Source organism: Microbacterium sp. NPDC060117, assembly GCF_042729315.1.
GTDB lineage: Bacteria > Actinomycetota > Actinomycetes > Actinomycetales > Microbacteriaceae > Microbacterium.
Genome location: NZ_JBHWXR010000001.1, coordinates 553,912 through 568,167, shown reverse-complemented (window position 1 = coordinate 568,167; position 14,256 = coordinate 553,912). Strand labels below are relative to the sequence as shown.

9 protein-coding genes are annotated in these 14,256 nt (G+C 71.0%); 4 read left to right on the top strand and 5 right to left on the bottom strand.

Annotated elements, in window-relative coordinates; genetic code table 11:
• Nucleotides 1-255: 255 nt before the first annotated feature.
• A complete protein-coding gene (locus tag ACFWCK_RS02530) occupies nt 256-879 on the bottom strand; it encodes a hypothetical protein (protein ID WP_378804390.1) in 624 nt (207 codons plus the stop codon).
• Between the two features lie 95 nt (nt 880-974).
• Here ACFWCK_RS02530 and ACFWCK_RS02525 point away from each other — a divergent pair, with 95 nt between their 5' ends.
• Entirely contained in the window at nt 975-1,766 is a 792-nt protein-coding gene (locus tag ACFWCK_RS02525; RefSeq protein WP_378804389.1) for a hypothetical protein, read from the top strand.
• Between the two features lie 61 nt (nt 1,767-1,827).
• On the opposite strand, the gene ACFWCK_RS02520 is transcribed toward ACFWCK_RS02525, so the two are convergent.
• From ACFWCK_RS02520 to ACFWCK_RS02505, 4 genes are all read right to left on the bottom strand, one after another.
• Nucleotides 1,828-3,255, bottom strand: coding sequence for a rhamnulokinase family protein (locus ACFWCK_RS02520; protein ID WP_378804388.1), 1,428 nt, complete (start codon nt 3,253-3,255; stop codon nt 1,828-1,830).
• A gap of 37 nt (nt 3,256-3,292) precedes the next feature.
• Nucleotides 3,293-5,329 carry a bifunctional aldolase/short-chain dehydrogenase gene (locus ACFWCK_RS02515; protein WP_378804387.1) on the bottom strand — a complete coding sequence of 679 codons (2,037 nt, stop codon included), beginning with the start codon at nt 5,327-5,329 and terminating at the stop codon, nt 3,293-3,295.
• Nucleotides 5,330-5,391: 62 nt separating this feature from the next.
• The gene (gene rhaI, locus ACFWCK_RS02510; RefSeq protein WP_378804386.1) at nt 5,392-6,558 is read right to left on the bottom strand and encodes an L-rhamnose isomerase; all 1,167 of its coding nucleotides are present in this window, start codon (nt 6,556-6,558) and stop codon (nt 5,392-5,394) included.
• Nucleotides 6,555-9,335: a family 78 glycoside hydrolase catalytic domain gene (locus ACFWCK_RS02505; protein WP_378804385.1), complete on the bottom strand. Its 2,781-nt coding sequence runs from the start codon at nt 9,333-9,335 to the stop codon at nt 6,555-6,557. Before ACFWCK_RS02505 ends, rhaI begins: the two co-directional genes overlap by 4 nt.
• A gap of 225 nt (nt 9,336-9,560) precedes the next feature.
• Here ACFWCK_RS02505 and ACFWCK_RS02500 point away from each other — a divergent pair, with 225 nt between their 5' ends.
• The 3 genes from ACFWCK_RS02500 (at nt 9,561) to ACFWCK_RS02490 (ending at nt 14,232) form a co-directional block, all read left to right on the top strand.
• Nucleotides 9,561-10,868, top strand: a complete 1,308-nt coding sequence (locus ACFWCK_RS02500) for an MFS transporter (RefSeq protein ID WP_378804384.1) — start codon at nt 9,561-9,563, stop codon at nt 10,866-10,868.
• A 41-nt stretch (nt 10,869-10,909) separates the two neighbouring features.
• Nucleotides 10,910-13,153 carry a family 78 glycoside hydrolase catalytic domain gene (locus ACFWCK_RS02495; protein ID WP_378804382.1) on the top strand — a complete coding sequence of 748 codons (2,244 nt, stop codon included), beginning with the start codon at nt 10,910-10,912 and terminating at the stop codon, nt 13,151-13,153.
• Nucleotides 13,154-13,227: 74 nt separating this feature from the next.
• Nucleotides 13,228-14,232, top strand: coding sequence for a LacI family DNA-binding transcriptional regulator (locus tag ACFWCK_RS02490; protein WP_233310319.1), 1,005 nt, complete (start codon nt 13,228-13,230; stop codon nt 14,230-14,232).
• Nucleotides 14,233-14,256 lie beyond the last annotated feature (24 nt).

Genomic DNA, 14,256 nt, shown 5'->3' with positions numbered 1-14,256 from the left:
AGGCGAGAGCCGACGAGCTTGCTCGATCGGCCGAGCCGATTGACGTTGTCGAGCGACGAAGTCGCGACACAACTGAGTGACGGACTGATCGCCTGACGAAGACCCCCGGATCCACACGGATCCGGGGGTCTTCGCGTATCCGGATCCACGAACCCGCACCTTCTGAGGAGGAGAACTCGCGTTCGGGAGGAGGATCCGCGCGCGTTCCTCCGCCGATCCGCGAGTTCTCCTCCCGAACGCGAGATGCGCCGGAGGTCAGGATCCGAAGATGCTCGCCACGATGCTCGATGTGTAGCCGTTCGGGGAGAGGTTGGAGTACTTCGTATCGATGAGCACGTCGTCGCGCCAGAACAGGGTGCGTCCGTCCGTGACCGGATACGTGGCGTCGGGCCATTCCTTCTCGCAGCGGGTGCCCTTGTCGGGCGTGTAGCAACTGAAGCCCTCGGTCTTGACGAGACCGTTCAGCATGTCCAGCGCCTCGCCGCGGTACCTGCGCGAGATCGTGGTCGTGATGCTCGTGGTGTCGGCCTTCGGATCCGCCCAGATGCAGATCAGGGTGCCGTCGGATTGCACGCCGCTCGGTCCGAACACGGGGGAGTTCAGCGGGGTGTCGCCGAGCTGCGACAGCACGTTCGCCGACAGGATCGCCTTGCAGTCGGTCGGCAGCGCGACCGGGGTCGATGTGGGGCTGGGCGTCGGCGATGCGCTGGTGCCCGGGGACGGGCTCTTCGTGGGGTGCGCGGGATCGGATCCGGCCGCGGAGCCGCCGGCGGATGCGGAGGGGCCGGAGGCTGCGCCGGGGCCGGTCGGGGTGCATGCGGCCAGTGCGCCGGCCAGGGCGATGGTGGCGAGGGCGACCGCGACGCTGCGTGTCTTCATGGCGCCAGGATAGGGCCCGGGGTTCGCGGGTCGGTGCGGCGCTCCGGAGTAGCCTGGGGAGACCTCCGGAGCGACTCCGGAGGGAAGGGGGCGGCATGGCCGAGCATCGCGTGGTGATCCTGGGTGAGGCGCGGGTCGACGAGATCCGCGACCCGGGCGGGGTGCGCGAGAGCGCGACCGGCGACGCCGTGGAGCTCGCGACCGCCCTGCGCGGTCACGATCTCGACGTAACCGTGGTCGCGCCGCTGGCCGAGGACGCCGACGGGGAGCGGATCCGCACCACCCTGCAGGATCGCGGGATCCGCCTCGTCGCGGTGCCCGCGCCCGAGGGCACCCTGCGCCGCTCGATCGTGCGGGACCGCGGAGGCGTCGAGGTCGAGCTGCGTCGAAGCCGGAGCGCCTTCGCCGACACGCGCCGGTCGCTGGCAGCGCAGGCCGAGGCCGACGTGATCGTGGACCTCCGCGATCGCGAGATCACCACGATCGCCGAGGCGCGCGACGAGGTGCTCGCAGCCCTCGGGCTGAGCGCGTCGGCGGCGCCCCCGCCGGACACGGTGCTGCGGGAGGGCGACGCGATCGAGGAGTCGCCGGCCTCCGGGCAGCCGCGGCCGTCCGAGGCGCAGGACGTCGAAGCGGCCTCCGGCGGAGAGGTCTCCGCCGGAGAGGTCTCTGTCGATGCCCGCTCCGGCGAGGCTCGCACGGACGCGCCGGCGGAGACCCCGGCGAACATCGAGGCTCCGGGTCGCCCGTTGCTCCTGCCCGCCCCGATCGTCGCGGGGACGTACCGGCACACTCCCGTGCGGCTTCTGCCCGCACCACCCACGGCGCACGCACCGGCGCCCGACTGGCACGGCCTCGAAGCATGGATCGCGCGCATCGCGACCTGATCCCGAGGTGCGGTGACGTCCGGAGCGTGACCTCGTGCGCGCCGCGGAGCCCGCCGCCCGGTCAGCCGTGCGGCGCCCAGCGCGTCGGCGGGTGCGTGCGGCGCACGAGTCTCCGCAGCTCTTCGAGGGTCGCATCGTCGCCGAACACCCCCGCGGCTCGCGCCTGCACGAGCAGGTTCCCGAGTGCGGTGGCCTCGACGGGGCCGGCCAGCACCGGAAGGCCCGTGCGGTCGGCCGTCGCCTGGCAGAGCAGACGGTTGAGGGATCCGCCGCCGATGAGGTCGATCGTCTCGACCGCGATGCCGGTGAGTGCGGACGCCGTCGACACGGCATCCGCGAACGCCTGCGCGATCGACTCCACGATCATGCGCACGAACGCCGCCCGTGCGGACGGCGGCTCGGTCCCGGTCGCCCGGAGGGCCGCCGCGATGCGCGCGGGCATGTCGCCGGGGCTGCTCAGCGACGGGTCGTCGGCGTCGAACAGCGCCACGTCCGGGGGGACGGCGGCGGCGTCGTCGAGCAGTTCCGAGAGGTCGATCGGCGTGCCGTCCTCGCCCTCCCAGGCGCGCACGGTCTCGCTGAGCAGCCACAGCCCGGTCACGTTGTGCAGGAATCGGATCCGCCCGTCGACGCCGAGTTCGTGGGTGAACCCGGCCGTGCGGGCGGCCTCCGTGAGCACCGGCTCGGTGAGCTCGAGCCCGACCAATCCCCAGGTGCCGCAGGAGATGTACGCCGTGCTCGGGGAGGCGAGGGGGGCGGCGGCGACCGCGGAGGCGGTGTCGTGCGAGCCGACCGCGACGACCGGCAGGTCGGCGCCGATCCGCGCGGCGAACTCGGGGAGCAGTCGTCCGATTCGCGCGCCGGGGTCGACCAGCGGCGGCAGGAGGGTGGGATGGATGCCGATCCGCTCCGCGAGCGCGAGATCCCATTCCCGATCGTGCACGCCGAGCAGTCCGGTCGTGGAGGCGTTGGTGCGTTCGGCGACGCGGGCACCGGTGAGGCGATGGGCGACGAGGTCGGGGATGAGCAGCATGGTGTCGGCCTTCGCTGCGTTGTCGTCGGTCGCGAGCTGGTACAGCGACGTGAACGGCAGGAACTGCAGGCCGTTGCGTGCGTACAGCTCGGCGAACGGCACTCGCGCATGCACGAGGTCGGCTCCGCGGGCTCCACGGGCGTCGCGATAGTGGAACGGTTCCGCCCGCAGCGCGTCGTCGCGAAGCAGCCCGTAGTCGACGGCCCAGGTGTCGATGCCGATGCTCTCGATCGCGGGCTCGCGGCGCACCGCCTCGGCGAGACCGGCGACGACGTGCTCCACGAGCTCCTCGAAGTCCCAGTGCAGACCATCCGGGCGCCGTACGGGTCCGTTCGGGAACCGCGCGACCTGCTCGAGTTCGAGCACGTCCGTGCCGACGCGGCCGATCATCACGCGTCCGCTGGTGGCGCCGAGATCGACCGCGGCGAAGGCGCGGGCCGGCGACGGCGCGGTCATCGGCGCGCCTGCCTCGGCCGCGTCCGGTGGGGTGCGGTCATCGCAGGAAGGCGGCGGCGACGCCGGAGTCGACGGGGATGTGCAGGCCGGTGGTGCGGCTGAGCTCGGGGCCGGTGAGTACGTAGACGGCGTCGGCGACGTTCTCCGGCACGACCTCGCGCTTGAGGATGGTGCGGTTCGCGTAGAACTGGCCGAGGTCCTCCTCGGCGACGCCGTAGGTGGCGGCCCGGTTGGCGCCCCATCCGGACGCGAAGATCCCGGATCCGCGCACGACGCCGTCGGGGTTGATGCCGTTGACGCGCACGCCGTGCTCGCCGAGCTCGACGGCCAGCAGGCGCACCTGGTGGGCCTGGTCGGCCTTCGTGGCGGAGTAGGCGATGTTGTTCGGGCCGGCGAAGACGCTGTTCTTCGAGGAGATGTAGACGATGTCGCCGCCGAGCTTCTGGTCGATGAGGATCCGCGCCGCGGCCTTCGAGACGAGGAAGGATCCCTTCGCCATCACGTCGTGCTGCAGATCCCAGTCCTTCTCGGTGGTCTCCAGCAGCGGCTTGGACAGCGACAATCCCGCATTGTTGACGACGAGGTCGACGCCGCCGAATGCCAGCATGGCGTCGTCGAGGGCGGCCTGCACGGCATCGGCATCGGCGACGTTCGCGGCCACGCCGATCGCGACGTCGGTGCCGCCGAGTTCGGCTGCTGCGGCGCGGGCCTTGTCCAGGTCGAGGTCGGCGACGACCACGCAGGCGCCCTCGGCCGCGAGGCGGGTGGCGATGGCCTTGCCGATCCCGGATGCGGCTCCCGTGACGAACGCGATCCGTCCCTGGTGGGAGCGCGGGTTCGGCATCCGCTGCAGTTTGGCCTCCTCGAGGGCCCAGTACTCGATGCGGAACTTCTCCGCGTCGGAGATGGGCGTGTACGTGGAGAGGGCCTCGGCGCCGCGCATCACGTTGATCGCGTTGACGTAGAACTCGCCGGCCACGCGGGCGGTCTGCTTGTTGGCGCCGTAGGAGAACATGCCCACCCCGGGGACCAGCACGATCAGCGGATCCGCTCCCCGGATCGCGGGGGAGGCGGCGTCGGCGTGGGCGTCGTAGTACGCCTGGTAGTCGGCGCGGTAATCGGCGTGCAGCTCGTGCAGGCGCGCGATCTGCTCCTGGACCGTCGCGGTCGCGGGCAGGTCGAGGATGAGCGGCTTGACCTTGGTGCGCAGGAAGTGGTCGGGGCAGCTCGTGCCGAGCGCGGCGAGGGCGGGCGCTTTCTCGGAGGCGAGGAAGTCGAGCACCGCGTCGGCGTCGGTGAAGTGGCCGACCATGGGCTTGTCAGTCGATGCGATGCCGCGGATCGTCCCGGCGAGGGCCGCGGCACGCTCACGGCGCTCGACCGGGGGCAGCGCTTCGAAGCCGGCGCGCACGCCTCCGAACGGGGTGGCCCTGCCGTGCGCGGCGATGTGGGCGGCAGCGGTCTCGATGATCCACCGGGAGTTCGCTTCGGCCTCGTCCGACGTGTCGCCCCAGGCTGTGATCCCGTGCCCGCCGAGGATGCACCCGACCGCGTCGGGGTTCTCGGCCTTGATCCGGGCGATGTCCAGGCCCAGCTGGAAGCCGGGGCGCCGCCACGGCACCCACGCGACCCTGCCGCCGAAGATCTCGGCCGTCAGCGCCTCCCCATCCGCCGCCGTCGCGATCGCGATGCCACTGTCCGGGTGCAGGTGATCCACGTGCGCCGCGTCGACGAGCCCGTGCATCGCCGTGTCGATCGACGGCGCCGCCCCACCCTTGCCGTGCAGGCAGTAGTCGAACGCGGCGACCATCTCGTCCTCGCGCTCCACGCCGGGGTACACGTTGCGGAGCGCGCGCAGACGGTCGAGGCGCAGCACCGCCAGCCCCTGCTCGGTGAGGGTGCCCAGGTCGCCGCCCGAGCCCTTCACCCAGAGCAGCTCGACGGGCTGTCCCGTGACGGGATCCGCGTCGGTGCCCTTCGCGGAGGTGTTCCCGCCCGCGTAGTTCGTGTTCTCCGGGTCGGCGCCCAGACGGTTGCTGCGCGCGATGAGGGCGGCGGCGGTGGGGGTGGTCATGTCGGTTCCTAGGATGCGGTGATCGTGCGGGGGTTCGGAAAAGCGGCGGGGGAGGGGTGTGGTCAGGCGCCCCAGCCGGCCGGGGCGCCGTCGACGCGCTCAGCGGAGATCTTGTCGAGGTAGCCGGACGCGAGGAAGGCCGCCATCGGATCGGCGGGCAGGCCGCGCTCGGAGCGCCAGGCGGCCAGCGCCGGACGGACGTCGGTGTAGAACGCGTCCATGAGCACCGCGTTCGCGGCGAGCACGTCGTTCGCGCGCTGCGCGGCGGCCAGGGCCTCCCGATCGATCAGCAGTGCTCGCGCGGTCATCTCCTGCACGTTGAGCACCGAGCGGATCTGTCCGGGGATCTTCGCCTCGATGTTGTGGCACTGGTCGAGCATGAACGCGACATCGGGGTTGTTCAGGCCGCCTCCGCGGATCACCTCGGCGAGGATGCGGAACAGCTGGAACGGATCCGCCGCCCCCACGATGAGGTCGTCGTCGGCGTAGAAGCGCGAGTTGAAGTCGAACGAGCCGAGCTTGCCGAGGCGCAGCAGCTGCATCACGATGAACTCGATGTTCGTGCCGGGGGCGTGGTGGCCGGTGTCCAGGCACACCATCGCCCGCTCGCCGAGCGCCGACACCTGCGCATAGCTCGTCCCCCAGTCCGGGACATCGGTGTGGTAGAACGCGGGCTCGAAGAACTTGTACTCCAGCACCAGGCGCTGCGCGTCGCCGAGGCGTGCGTAGATCTGCTGCAGCGAGTCCTGCAGGCGATCCTGCCGGGAGCGCATGTCGTTCTGACCGGGGTAGTTGGATCCCTCCGCGAGCCAGATCTTCAGATCGCGGGATCCGGTCGCGTGCATCACGTCGATGCAGGCGAGGTGGTGGTCGATCGCCTTCTGCCTGATCCGGTCGTCCTCGTGCGCGAGAGCGCCGAACTTGTAGTCCTCGTCCTGGAACGTGTTGGAGTTGACCGTGCCCAGGGTGACGCCGAGGTCCTCCGCGTGCCGGCGCAGGTCCTCGAAGGAGTCGACGAGATCCCAGGGGATGTGCAGTGCGACGGTCGGGGCGAGCGCCGTGTGCGCTTGCACCTGGGCGGCGTCGGCGATCTTCTCGAACGGATCGCGGGGCGTGCCCGGGGTGCCGAACACGCGGAAGCGCGTGCCGGAGTTGCCGAACGCCCAGCTGGGCAGCTCGATCGCCTGCTGCTCGAGCTCGGCGAGGATCTCGGGGGAGAGCGTGGTCATGATGCGTTGCCTTCTTCGATGCGGGTGGCGCGGAGAGTGTGCGTGCCGGGGACGAGCTCGGCGGATCCGTCCAGGACCCAGCCCGGGGCCAGGACGACGTCCGCCGAGACGCCGAGCGGGACCTCCACGGTGAGATCCGCGCCGCGGTCGTCGCGCCGCCAGTCCACGGCGATCCGTCCGGCCGGAACATCCACGTGCGCCCGGCAGTGATCGAGCACGCCGTCGAGGTCGGGGGCGATGCGCGTGCGGCGATACCCGGGCTCGATGAGCTCGATCCCCGCGAGGCGTCGCATCATCCAGTCGACGACGCAGCCGAAGGCGTAGTGGTTCATCGACATCCGCTCGACCGTGCCGTCCTCGTGCACCGCCTTCCACGCCTCCCAGATCGTGGTGGCGCCGTGATCGACCTCGTAGAGCCAGGACGGCGCGGTGTCCTGCACGAGGAGCGCGCGGGCGAGATCGGCGTGACCCTCGTCCCACAGCACGTCGAGGAGGAAGGGGACGGAGACGAAGCCGGTGTCCAGGTGCACCCCCGCCTCGTGCACGAGTTCGACGAGGCGGGCGACGACCTGCGGGCGGACCTCGTCGGGCACGGCATCGAATGCGAGGGCGAGCACGGCGATGCCCTGCATGTCGGGGCCGATCCGTCCGTCGGCGCCCACGTATTCCGCGGCGAAGGCGGCGCGCACCGCGCTCGCCTGGGCGCGAGCCTGCGCGGCCGTTGCGGCATCGCCGAGTGCTTCGGCCGACGCGGCGTACAGGTCGAGGGAGCGGATCTGGAACAGGGGTCCCGTGAGCTCGGCGGTCAGCTGCGGGGCGAGCATGATCGCCGCGAACTCGTCGAGGCCCTCGGCCTCAGGTCGAGACCCGTCCAACGTCGACGGCGCGAGCCAGTCGCCGAAGTTCATGCGCCCGTTCCAGAGCAGGCGCTGCCTGGCCATGCGCTCCGGGGAGAGCGTCGTCGGATCCAGCCGAGCCGGCAGCGTGGCGGCGGCATCGGCCGTCTGATGCTCGACCCAGGTGCGCATCGCATCGAGGTTGTCGCGCAGGAACCGCGGATCACCGTAGTGGCGGTACAGCTCCCACGGGGCGATCGTGATGGCGTCGCTCCAGCCGGCCGCGTCGCGGATGTCGCCGAGGCCCGCGTTCGGCAGATCGGGATCGTCCATGGCCGGCGGCATCGGCACGATGATCGGCACGATGCCGTCGTGGGCGGCTTGATCGACGCGGACGTTGCGCAGCCAGCGGTCGAGGAACGCTGCCACGCCCATCAGGGTCGCGGCGGTCGGCGCGAAGATCTGCAGGTCGCCGGTCCATCCGGCGCGCTCGCGCTGCGGGCAATCGGTCGGCACCGCGAGGAAATTGGAGCGCTGCGACCACACGGTGTTCTCCACCAGGCGATCCAGGCGCTGGTGCGACGACGAGAACGAGGCGGTCTGTTCGAGATCGTTCGCTATGACGACGGCCGTGAAGTCCTCGGGCAGAGGCGCGCCGGGGTATCCGATCAGCTTGACGTAGCGGAACCCGTGGAAGGTGAACAGCGGCTCCCACTCCTCGCCTTCGGGACGGCCGGCGAGCACGTACTCGTCGGCCTGGTCCTTGTTCACGCCGAGGATGTTGTCGAGGAAGTTGCCCTCCGCATCGACGACCTCCGCGTGTTCGAGGCGGACGACCGTGCCGCGCTCGCCGCGGACGCGCATCCGCACCCGACCGGCCATGACCTGGCCGAAGTCGATCACGGTCTCGCCGGCGGGCGTGGTCAGCACGCGCTGCGCCGGGAGCTCGCGGACCCGCCGGATCGGCTCTCCCACGAACGGCGCGAGAGGCACGGCGACGGGGACGAGAGCGCACGGCGTCCAGCCGGCCAGGAGCTCGGCATCCGCGGAGGGGGCGTCCCAGCCGGGTCGCTCGGCGCGGGCGTCGTGGCGCTCGCCGATGAAGATGTCGGACCAGTCGATCGGGCCGCGGGAGCTCCGCACCGACGCGTCGGGGCGGAGCACGGTGCGGCTGCCGTCGGACAGGTCCACCTCCAGCCGCCAGGTCGCACGAAGGACATCGCCGTACTGGGCGCTGCGACCGAGGATGGAGATCCGGCCGGCGTACCAGCCGTCGCCGAGGATCACGCCGAGCACGTTGACGCCCTCGTGCAGCAGCGAGGTCACGTCGTGCGTCATCACGGAGATCTCGTGCTGATAGCTCTCGTAACCGGGAGCCAGCAGGCCGTCTCCCGCGGGGACGCCGTTGAGGGACGGCTGGTGCACGCCCTGGCTGCTGATGCGCAGTCGCGCCGAGACAGGCGCCGCGGGCAGATCGAACTCCTGCCGCAGATACCGTGGCGGGTGCAGGCGCTCGCCGGGCGGCGTGGCATCGGATGCGGGAGCGAAGGTCTCGGGCCCGATCGCGAGTGGACCCTCGGCGAGCACGCGCTCCTGCGCGGGCTCGACCCACGGCGCGTCCCAGTCGGCGAGCCCGATGCCGAAGCCGGCGGACGCCTCGGTCACGCCGCCGTCGGCATCGCGCACGTCGAGCTGCCAGCGGTAGTCCGTGCCGGGCACACCCGTGAAGCCGTCGGGTTCGAGGGAGGTCTCGTCCGATTCGATCCATCCCGAGTCGTGCGCGTGCCGGCCCTCAGCGGAGGTGATCCGGATCCGGTGCGCGCGGGGCGCGGTCGCCGTTCCCTCAGCGCGCACCCGCCAGGTGAGCCGCGGGGTGACGCGGCGCAGCGCGAGCGGGTTCTCGAGGTGATCTGCGCGGAGGTCGGAGAGGACGAGAGGCATCGATGGGGCTCCTTCGCTCTGAATCGATTCAATAACTGTGATTGACGATACGGCCTTGCGGGGTGGTCGTCAACCCTGGCTTAAGCCACGTAGCCGACCTCGAGCAACTACTTTCGCGGAACAACGCTTGTGAATCGATTCAAAGCTTGCTAGCGTGCAAGCACCCCCGGATCCGCAGCGCCCCCGGCCGCCGCCCTCCGCATCGCTCACGTTCAAAGGAGAACCATGACCGTCGAAGCTCCCTCCGTCCGCCACCCCAACCCGTGGTGGGTCGGCGTCGTGTGCGGCATGGCGTCGTACATCGACGCCGCCACGATCGTCGCGACCGGCATCGCCCTCGTGATCTATCAGCACACGATCGGCATCACGCCCGACCAGATCGGCATCCTGTCCGGGATGCTCACGCTCTCGATCGCGGTCGGCGCGATCTTCGGAGGCCGATTGGGCGACGCGCTGGGTCGCCGCACCGTGTTCCTCGTCACCATGCTCATCGTGATCGGCGGCATTGCCCTGCTCGTGTTCGGGGCGTCGTTCCCCGTGCTGCTCGCCGGCGTCGTCCTGGCGGGACTCGGCACCGGCGCAGACCTTCCCGTCTCGCTCTCGACGATCTCGGAGGCGGCGTCGGAGAAGAATCGTGGTGCGATCATCGGGCTCTCCAACATCCTGTGGGTGGTCGGGATCCTCGGGACGATCGTCATCGCGACGTTCGCCGGCGGTCTGGGGCGCCTCGGCGGTCAGCTGCTGTTCGGCCAGGTCGGGATCGTCGCCGCACTCGTCTTCGTCGCACGGCTCACGATCCCGGAGTCGCCGTTCTGGCTGGCGGCCCGGGACGAGCGCCGCCGCGGCGTGGTGACCGTGCGGGCCGACCGCGCCTCGGTGCGCGACCTGCTGCGCAAGCCGTACCTGGCCCCGTTCGCCGCGCTGCTGATCTTCTACGCGCTGACCAACGTCGGCGCGAACACCGGCGGCCAGTTCGGCACCTACCTCGCGGTCAACGTCGCGGGCATCCCGGTCCAGTTGAACTCCGCGATCGGTCTGGCATCGTTCCCGATCGGACTCCTGGCCGGCCTCTGGTTCATGCGCATCGTCGACGGCAAGCGACGGATGACCTACTTCGTGTTCGGTGGGATCGTGCTGCTCCTCGGCTACCTGACTCCCGCGGTCCTCGGGTTCAGCCTGCCCACGATCATCGCCATGAACCTGTTCATGGGCGTCGGCGGTGCTTTCGCCTTCGAGGGGATCATGAAGGTGTGGACGCAGGAGTCCTTCCCGACGCTGCTGCGCACGACCGCGCAGGGCGCCGTCATCGCCATCGCCCGTGTCGTCGCGGCTTTGCTCGCCTTCGTCACCCCCGCCCTCATCGCCGTCAGCCCGCAGGGACTGTACGGCGTGCTCAGCGCGGTCGTCGCCGTCGGCCTCGTGGTCGCCTGGTTCGCCTTCCGCAATGCGGGCGAGAGCCAGTTCGTCACGGAGTCGCTGCGCACCGTCGTCGTCGAGGCGGATGCCGAGGCGGCGGCGCCGATCGAATCCTGACCCCCGACCAGACGCAGACCCCACGATCCGGAAGGACCGAGATGACCTCCCCCCTCCACCACGCCGACTTCCTCACCGCAGCGGCTCCGCGCGAGGCCGCGATCCGCTTCCGACGGACGGTTGCGCTCGCCCAGCCGCGCAGCGCGGTCGCCTCCGCGCGGCTCAGCGCCACGGCGCTGGGCGTGTACGAAGCGCGTCTCGACGGCTCGGCGGTCTCGGAGTCCGTGCTCGACCCGGGCTGGAACGCATACGAATGGCGACTTCCGTTCCAGAGCTGGGACGTCACGGACGCGGTGCGCGCGGGAGACGGAGACCTCGACCTCGACATCCTGCTCGGCAACGGCTGGTATCGCGGCGACCTCGGATTCGAGGGCGCGAACGCCAACTACGGCGAGCAGATCGCCGCAGCTCTGGTCCTGGAGGTCGTGTTCGCCGACGGCGTCGTGCAGACCATCGCGACCGACGAGCAATGGACGGCGGAGACCTCCGAGGTGCTGCGCAATTCGCTCTACAACGGCGAGACCATCGACGCGCGCCTGCGCGGCATGCCGGGGGAGGCTCTGACCGTCCAGGCGGTCGAGGTGGACCGATCCCGGCTCGTCGCGCAGGCGGGTCCGCCGGTGAAGAGGCAGGAGACGCTGCGACCGCAGCGGATCTGGGTCTCGCCGGCGGGTCGCACGCTCGTCGACTTCGGTCAGAACCTGGTGGGCTGGGTGCGGGTGAGCGTGCAGGGTGTGAAGGGGGCCGAGGTCGTGCTGCGGCATGCCGAGGTGCTCGAGGACGGCGAGCTGGGCACGCGTCCGCTGCGCGCCGCACAGGCCACCGACGTGTTCGTGCTGTCCGGCGGACGGGACGTGTTCGAGCCGACGCTGACGTTCCACGGCTTCCGCTACGTCGAGGTCGCGGGATGGCCGGGGGAGCTGCGTGCCGAGGACCTCGAGGCCGTGGTCGTTCACTCCGACATGCGGCGCACCGGATCCTTCGAGTGCTCGGAGCCCCTCGTGAACCGGCTCGTGCAGAACTCCGTGTGGGGGCAGAAGGGCAACTTCCTCAGCGTCCCGACGGACTGCCCGCAGCGGGACGAGCGTCTCGGCTGGACCGGTGACATCGCCGCCTACGCGGCGTCGGCATCGTTCCAGTTCGACACCTCCGACTTCCTGCACGACTGGCTCGAGGACCTGCACGCAGAGACGCGCAACTCCGCCGCCGGGATCGTCCCGATCGTGGTGCCCGACGTGCTGAAGTACGCGCACTTCGACGAGGACTTCGCGTTCCCGGAGCTCGGTGCCACAGCGATCTGGGGGGATGCGGCGGTGTGGGTGCCGGAGGCGCTGTGGCGCGCCTACGGCGACCGCGAGCGGCTCGCGGCGCACTATCCGGCGATGGTGCTGCATCTCGAGTCGGTCGAGCGGGTGCTCTCGCCGACCGGCCTGTGGGACCAGGGCTTCCAGTTCGGCGACTGGCTGGACCCGGACGCCCCGCCGGAGAATCCGGCCGCGGCGAAGGCGGATCCGCATGTCGTCGCCACCGCGTGCCTGTACCGCTCCGCCGCGTTCGCCGCGGAGGCGGCGGGAATACTGGGGCGCACCGAGGATGCCGGGCGCTTGCAGGCGCTCGCAGCTCGCACGCGCACCGCGTTCCAGGAGCACTACGTCGCGGATGGCAGGGTGCGCTCCGACTGCGTCACGGTCTACGCGCTGGCCATCTGCTTCGGCCTGCTGGAGGACGCCGACCGCGCGAAGGCGGCCGACCGGTTGGCCGAGCTCGTGCGCGCCGGCGGCTATCGCGTCACCACAGGGTTCGCCGGCACCCCGTTCGTCACCTGGGCGCTGTCCGAGACCGGGCATGTCGATGACGCCTACCGGCTGCTGCTCGAGAAGGAGAACCCCTCCTGGCTGTACCCGGTGACGATGGGTGCGACGACGGTGTGGGAGCGATGGGACTCGATGCTGCCGGACGGATCCATCAATCCGGGTGAGATGACCAGCTTCAACCACTACGCGCTCGGTGCGGTCGTCGACTGGATCCATCAGGTGGTGGGCGGCATCCGTCCGGCCCAGCCCGGCTACGCGAGGCTGCGCATCGAGCCGGTTCCCGGCCCCGGCATCACCTGGGCACGCACCCGCTACGACGCCGCCGCCGGCGAGATCGCCGTCGACTGGCGCACCGGCGACGACGGCTTCGTGCTCGAGGCCCGGATCCCCGAAGGCGTCCCCGCGGAGATCGTCCTGCCCGACGGGGTGACGCACGAGGTCGTCGGAGGCGAGCACCGCTTCGTCGCGTGAGGCGGCCGCGCCCGGAGCTCCCGGGCGTGGCCCTGCCCATGCCCTAGGCTCGCTGTGCGGGAGAGGGGGCGGCGATGGTCGTGAGCGTCCGGGAAGTGGCCGAGGACGCCGGCGTGTCTGTGGGCACGGTGTCGAATGTCCTGAACCGTCCCGAGCGCGTCTCCGCCGAGACGGTGACCCGGGTGCAGGCCTCGATCGCCCGCCTCGGGTACGTGCGCAACGATGCGGCCCGACAGCTGCGCGCCGGCCGCAGTCGCACCATCGGGCTCGTCGTGCTCGACATCCGCAACCCCTTCTTCGCCGAGGTCGTGCGCGGCGCCGAGCAGCGCGCAGACGAGCACGGGATGTCGGTGCTGGTCGCCAACAGCGATGAGAGCGCACACCGTGAGGGCATGCTCTTGGACCTGTTCGAGGAGCAGCGCGTGGCGGGCGTGCTCATCACGCCGGTCGCCGACGCGCTGCCGCGGCTGCAGCAGATGCGCGATCGCGGCACGCTCAGTGTCCTCGTCGATCGCGAATCGCGCGATCCCGGGTTCTCCTCCGTCGCCGTGGACGACGTCGAGGGCGGGCGGATCGCCGCCGCACACCTGCTGGAGAGCGGACGGCGCCGACTCGCCTTCGTCGGTGGACCGGTCTCGCTGCGACAGGTCTCGGACCGCCTGAGCGGAGCGCAGGCCGTGGCCGCCGCGGCCGGGGTGGGGTTGGAATTCATGGCGACGGGTGCACTCAGCGTGGAGGAGGGGCGTCGTGCGGGCCGGCTCCTCATGGAGCGTCCGGCCGCGGAGCGCCCGGACGCGGTGTTCGCGGCGAACGATCTGCTGGCGCTGGGAATGCTGCAGAGCCTGGTGATGGCCGGCGATGCGCGCGTGCCGCAGGACATCGCACTCATCGGATACGACGACATCGACTTCGCCGAAGCCGCGGTGATCCCGCTGAGCTCGATCCGCCAGCCTGCCGGGCTCATCGGATCCACGGCGGTGGACCTGCTGCTGGGGGTGTCCGATGGCGGCACGGCGACCGCCGAACGGGTCCTGTACCGGCCGGAACTCGTCGCGCGCGCGTCGACGCTCGGCGTCTGAACGACGCGCGGACGGGACCTCGCC

What these genes read in the sequence shown, in the direction of transcription:
- ACFWCK_RS02505 (WP_378804385.1), bottom strand. Translation starts at nt 9,335, where the DNA reads ATGCCTCTCGTCCTCTCCGACCTCCGCGCAGATCACCTCGAGAACCCG.
- ACFWCK_RS02495 (WP_378804382.1), top strand. Translation starts at nt 10,910, where the DNA reads ATGACCTCCCCCCTCCACCACGCCGACTTCCTCACCGCAGCGGCTCCG.
- ACFWCK_RS02525 (WP_378804389.1), top strand. Translation starts at nt 975, where the DNA reads ATGGCCGAGCATCGCGTGGTGATCCTGGGTGAGGCGCGGGTCGACGAG.
- ACFWCK_RS02500 (WP_378804384.1), top strand. Translation starts at nt 9,561, where the DNA reads ATGACCGTCGAAGCTCCCTCCGTCCGCCACCCCAACCCGTGGTGGGTC.
- rhaI (WP_378804386.1), bottom strand. Translation starts at nt 6,558, where the DNA reads ATGACCACGCTCTCCCCCGAGATCCTCGCCGAGCTCGAGCAGCAGGCG.
- ACFWCK_RS02520 (WP_378804388.1), bottom strand. Translation starts at nt 3,255, where the DNA reads ATGACCGCGCCGTCGCCGGCCCGCGCCTTCGCCGCGGTCGATCTCGGC.
- ACFWCK_RS02515 (WP_378804387.1), bottom strand. Translation starts at nt 5,329, where the DNA reads ATGACCACCCCCACCGCCGCCGCCCTCATCGCGCGCAGCAACCGTCTG.
- ACFWCK_RS02530 (WP_378804390.1), bottom strand. Translation starts at nt 879, where the DNA reads ATGAAGACACGCAGCGTCGCGGTCGCCCTCGCCACCATCGCCCTGGCC.
- ACFWCK_RS02490 (WP_233310319.1), top strand. Translation starts at nt 13,228, where the DNA reads ATGGTCGTGAGCGTCCGGGAAGTGGCCGAGGACGCCGGCGTGTCTGTG.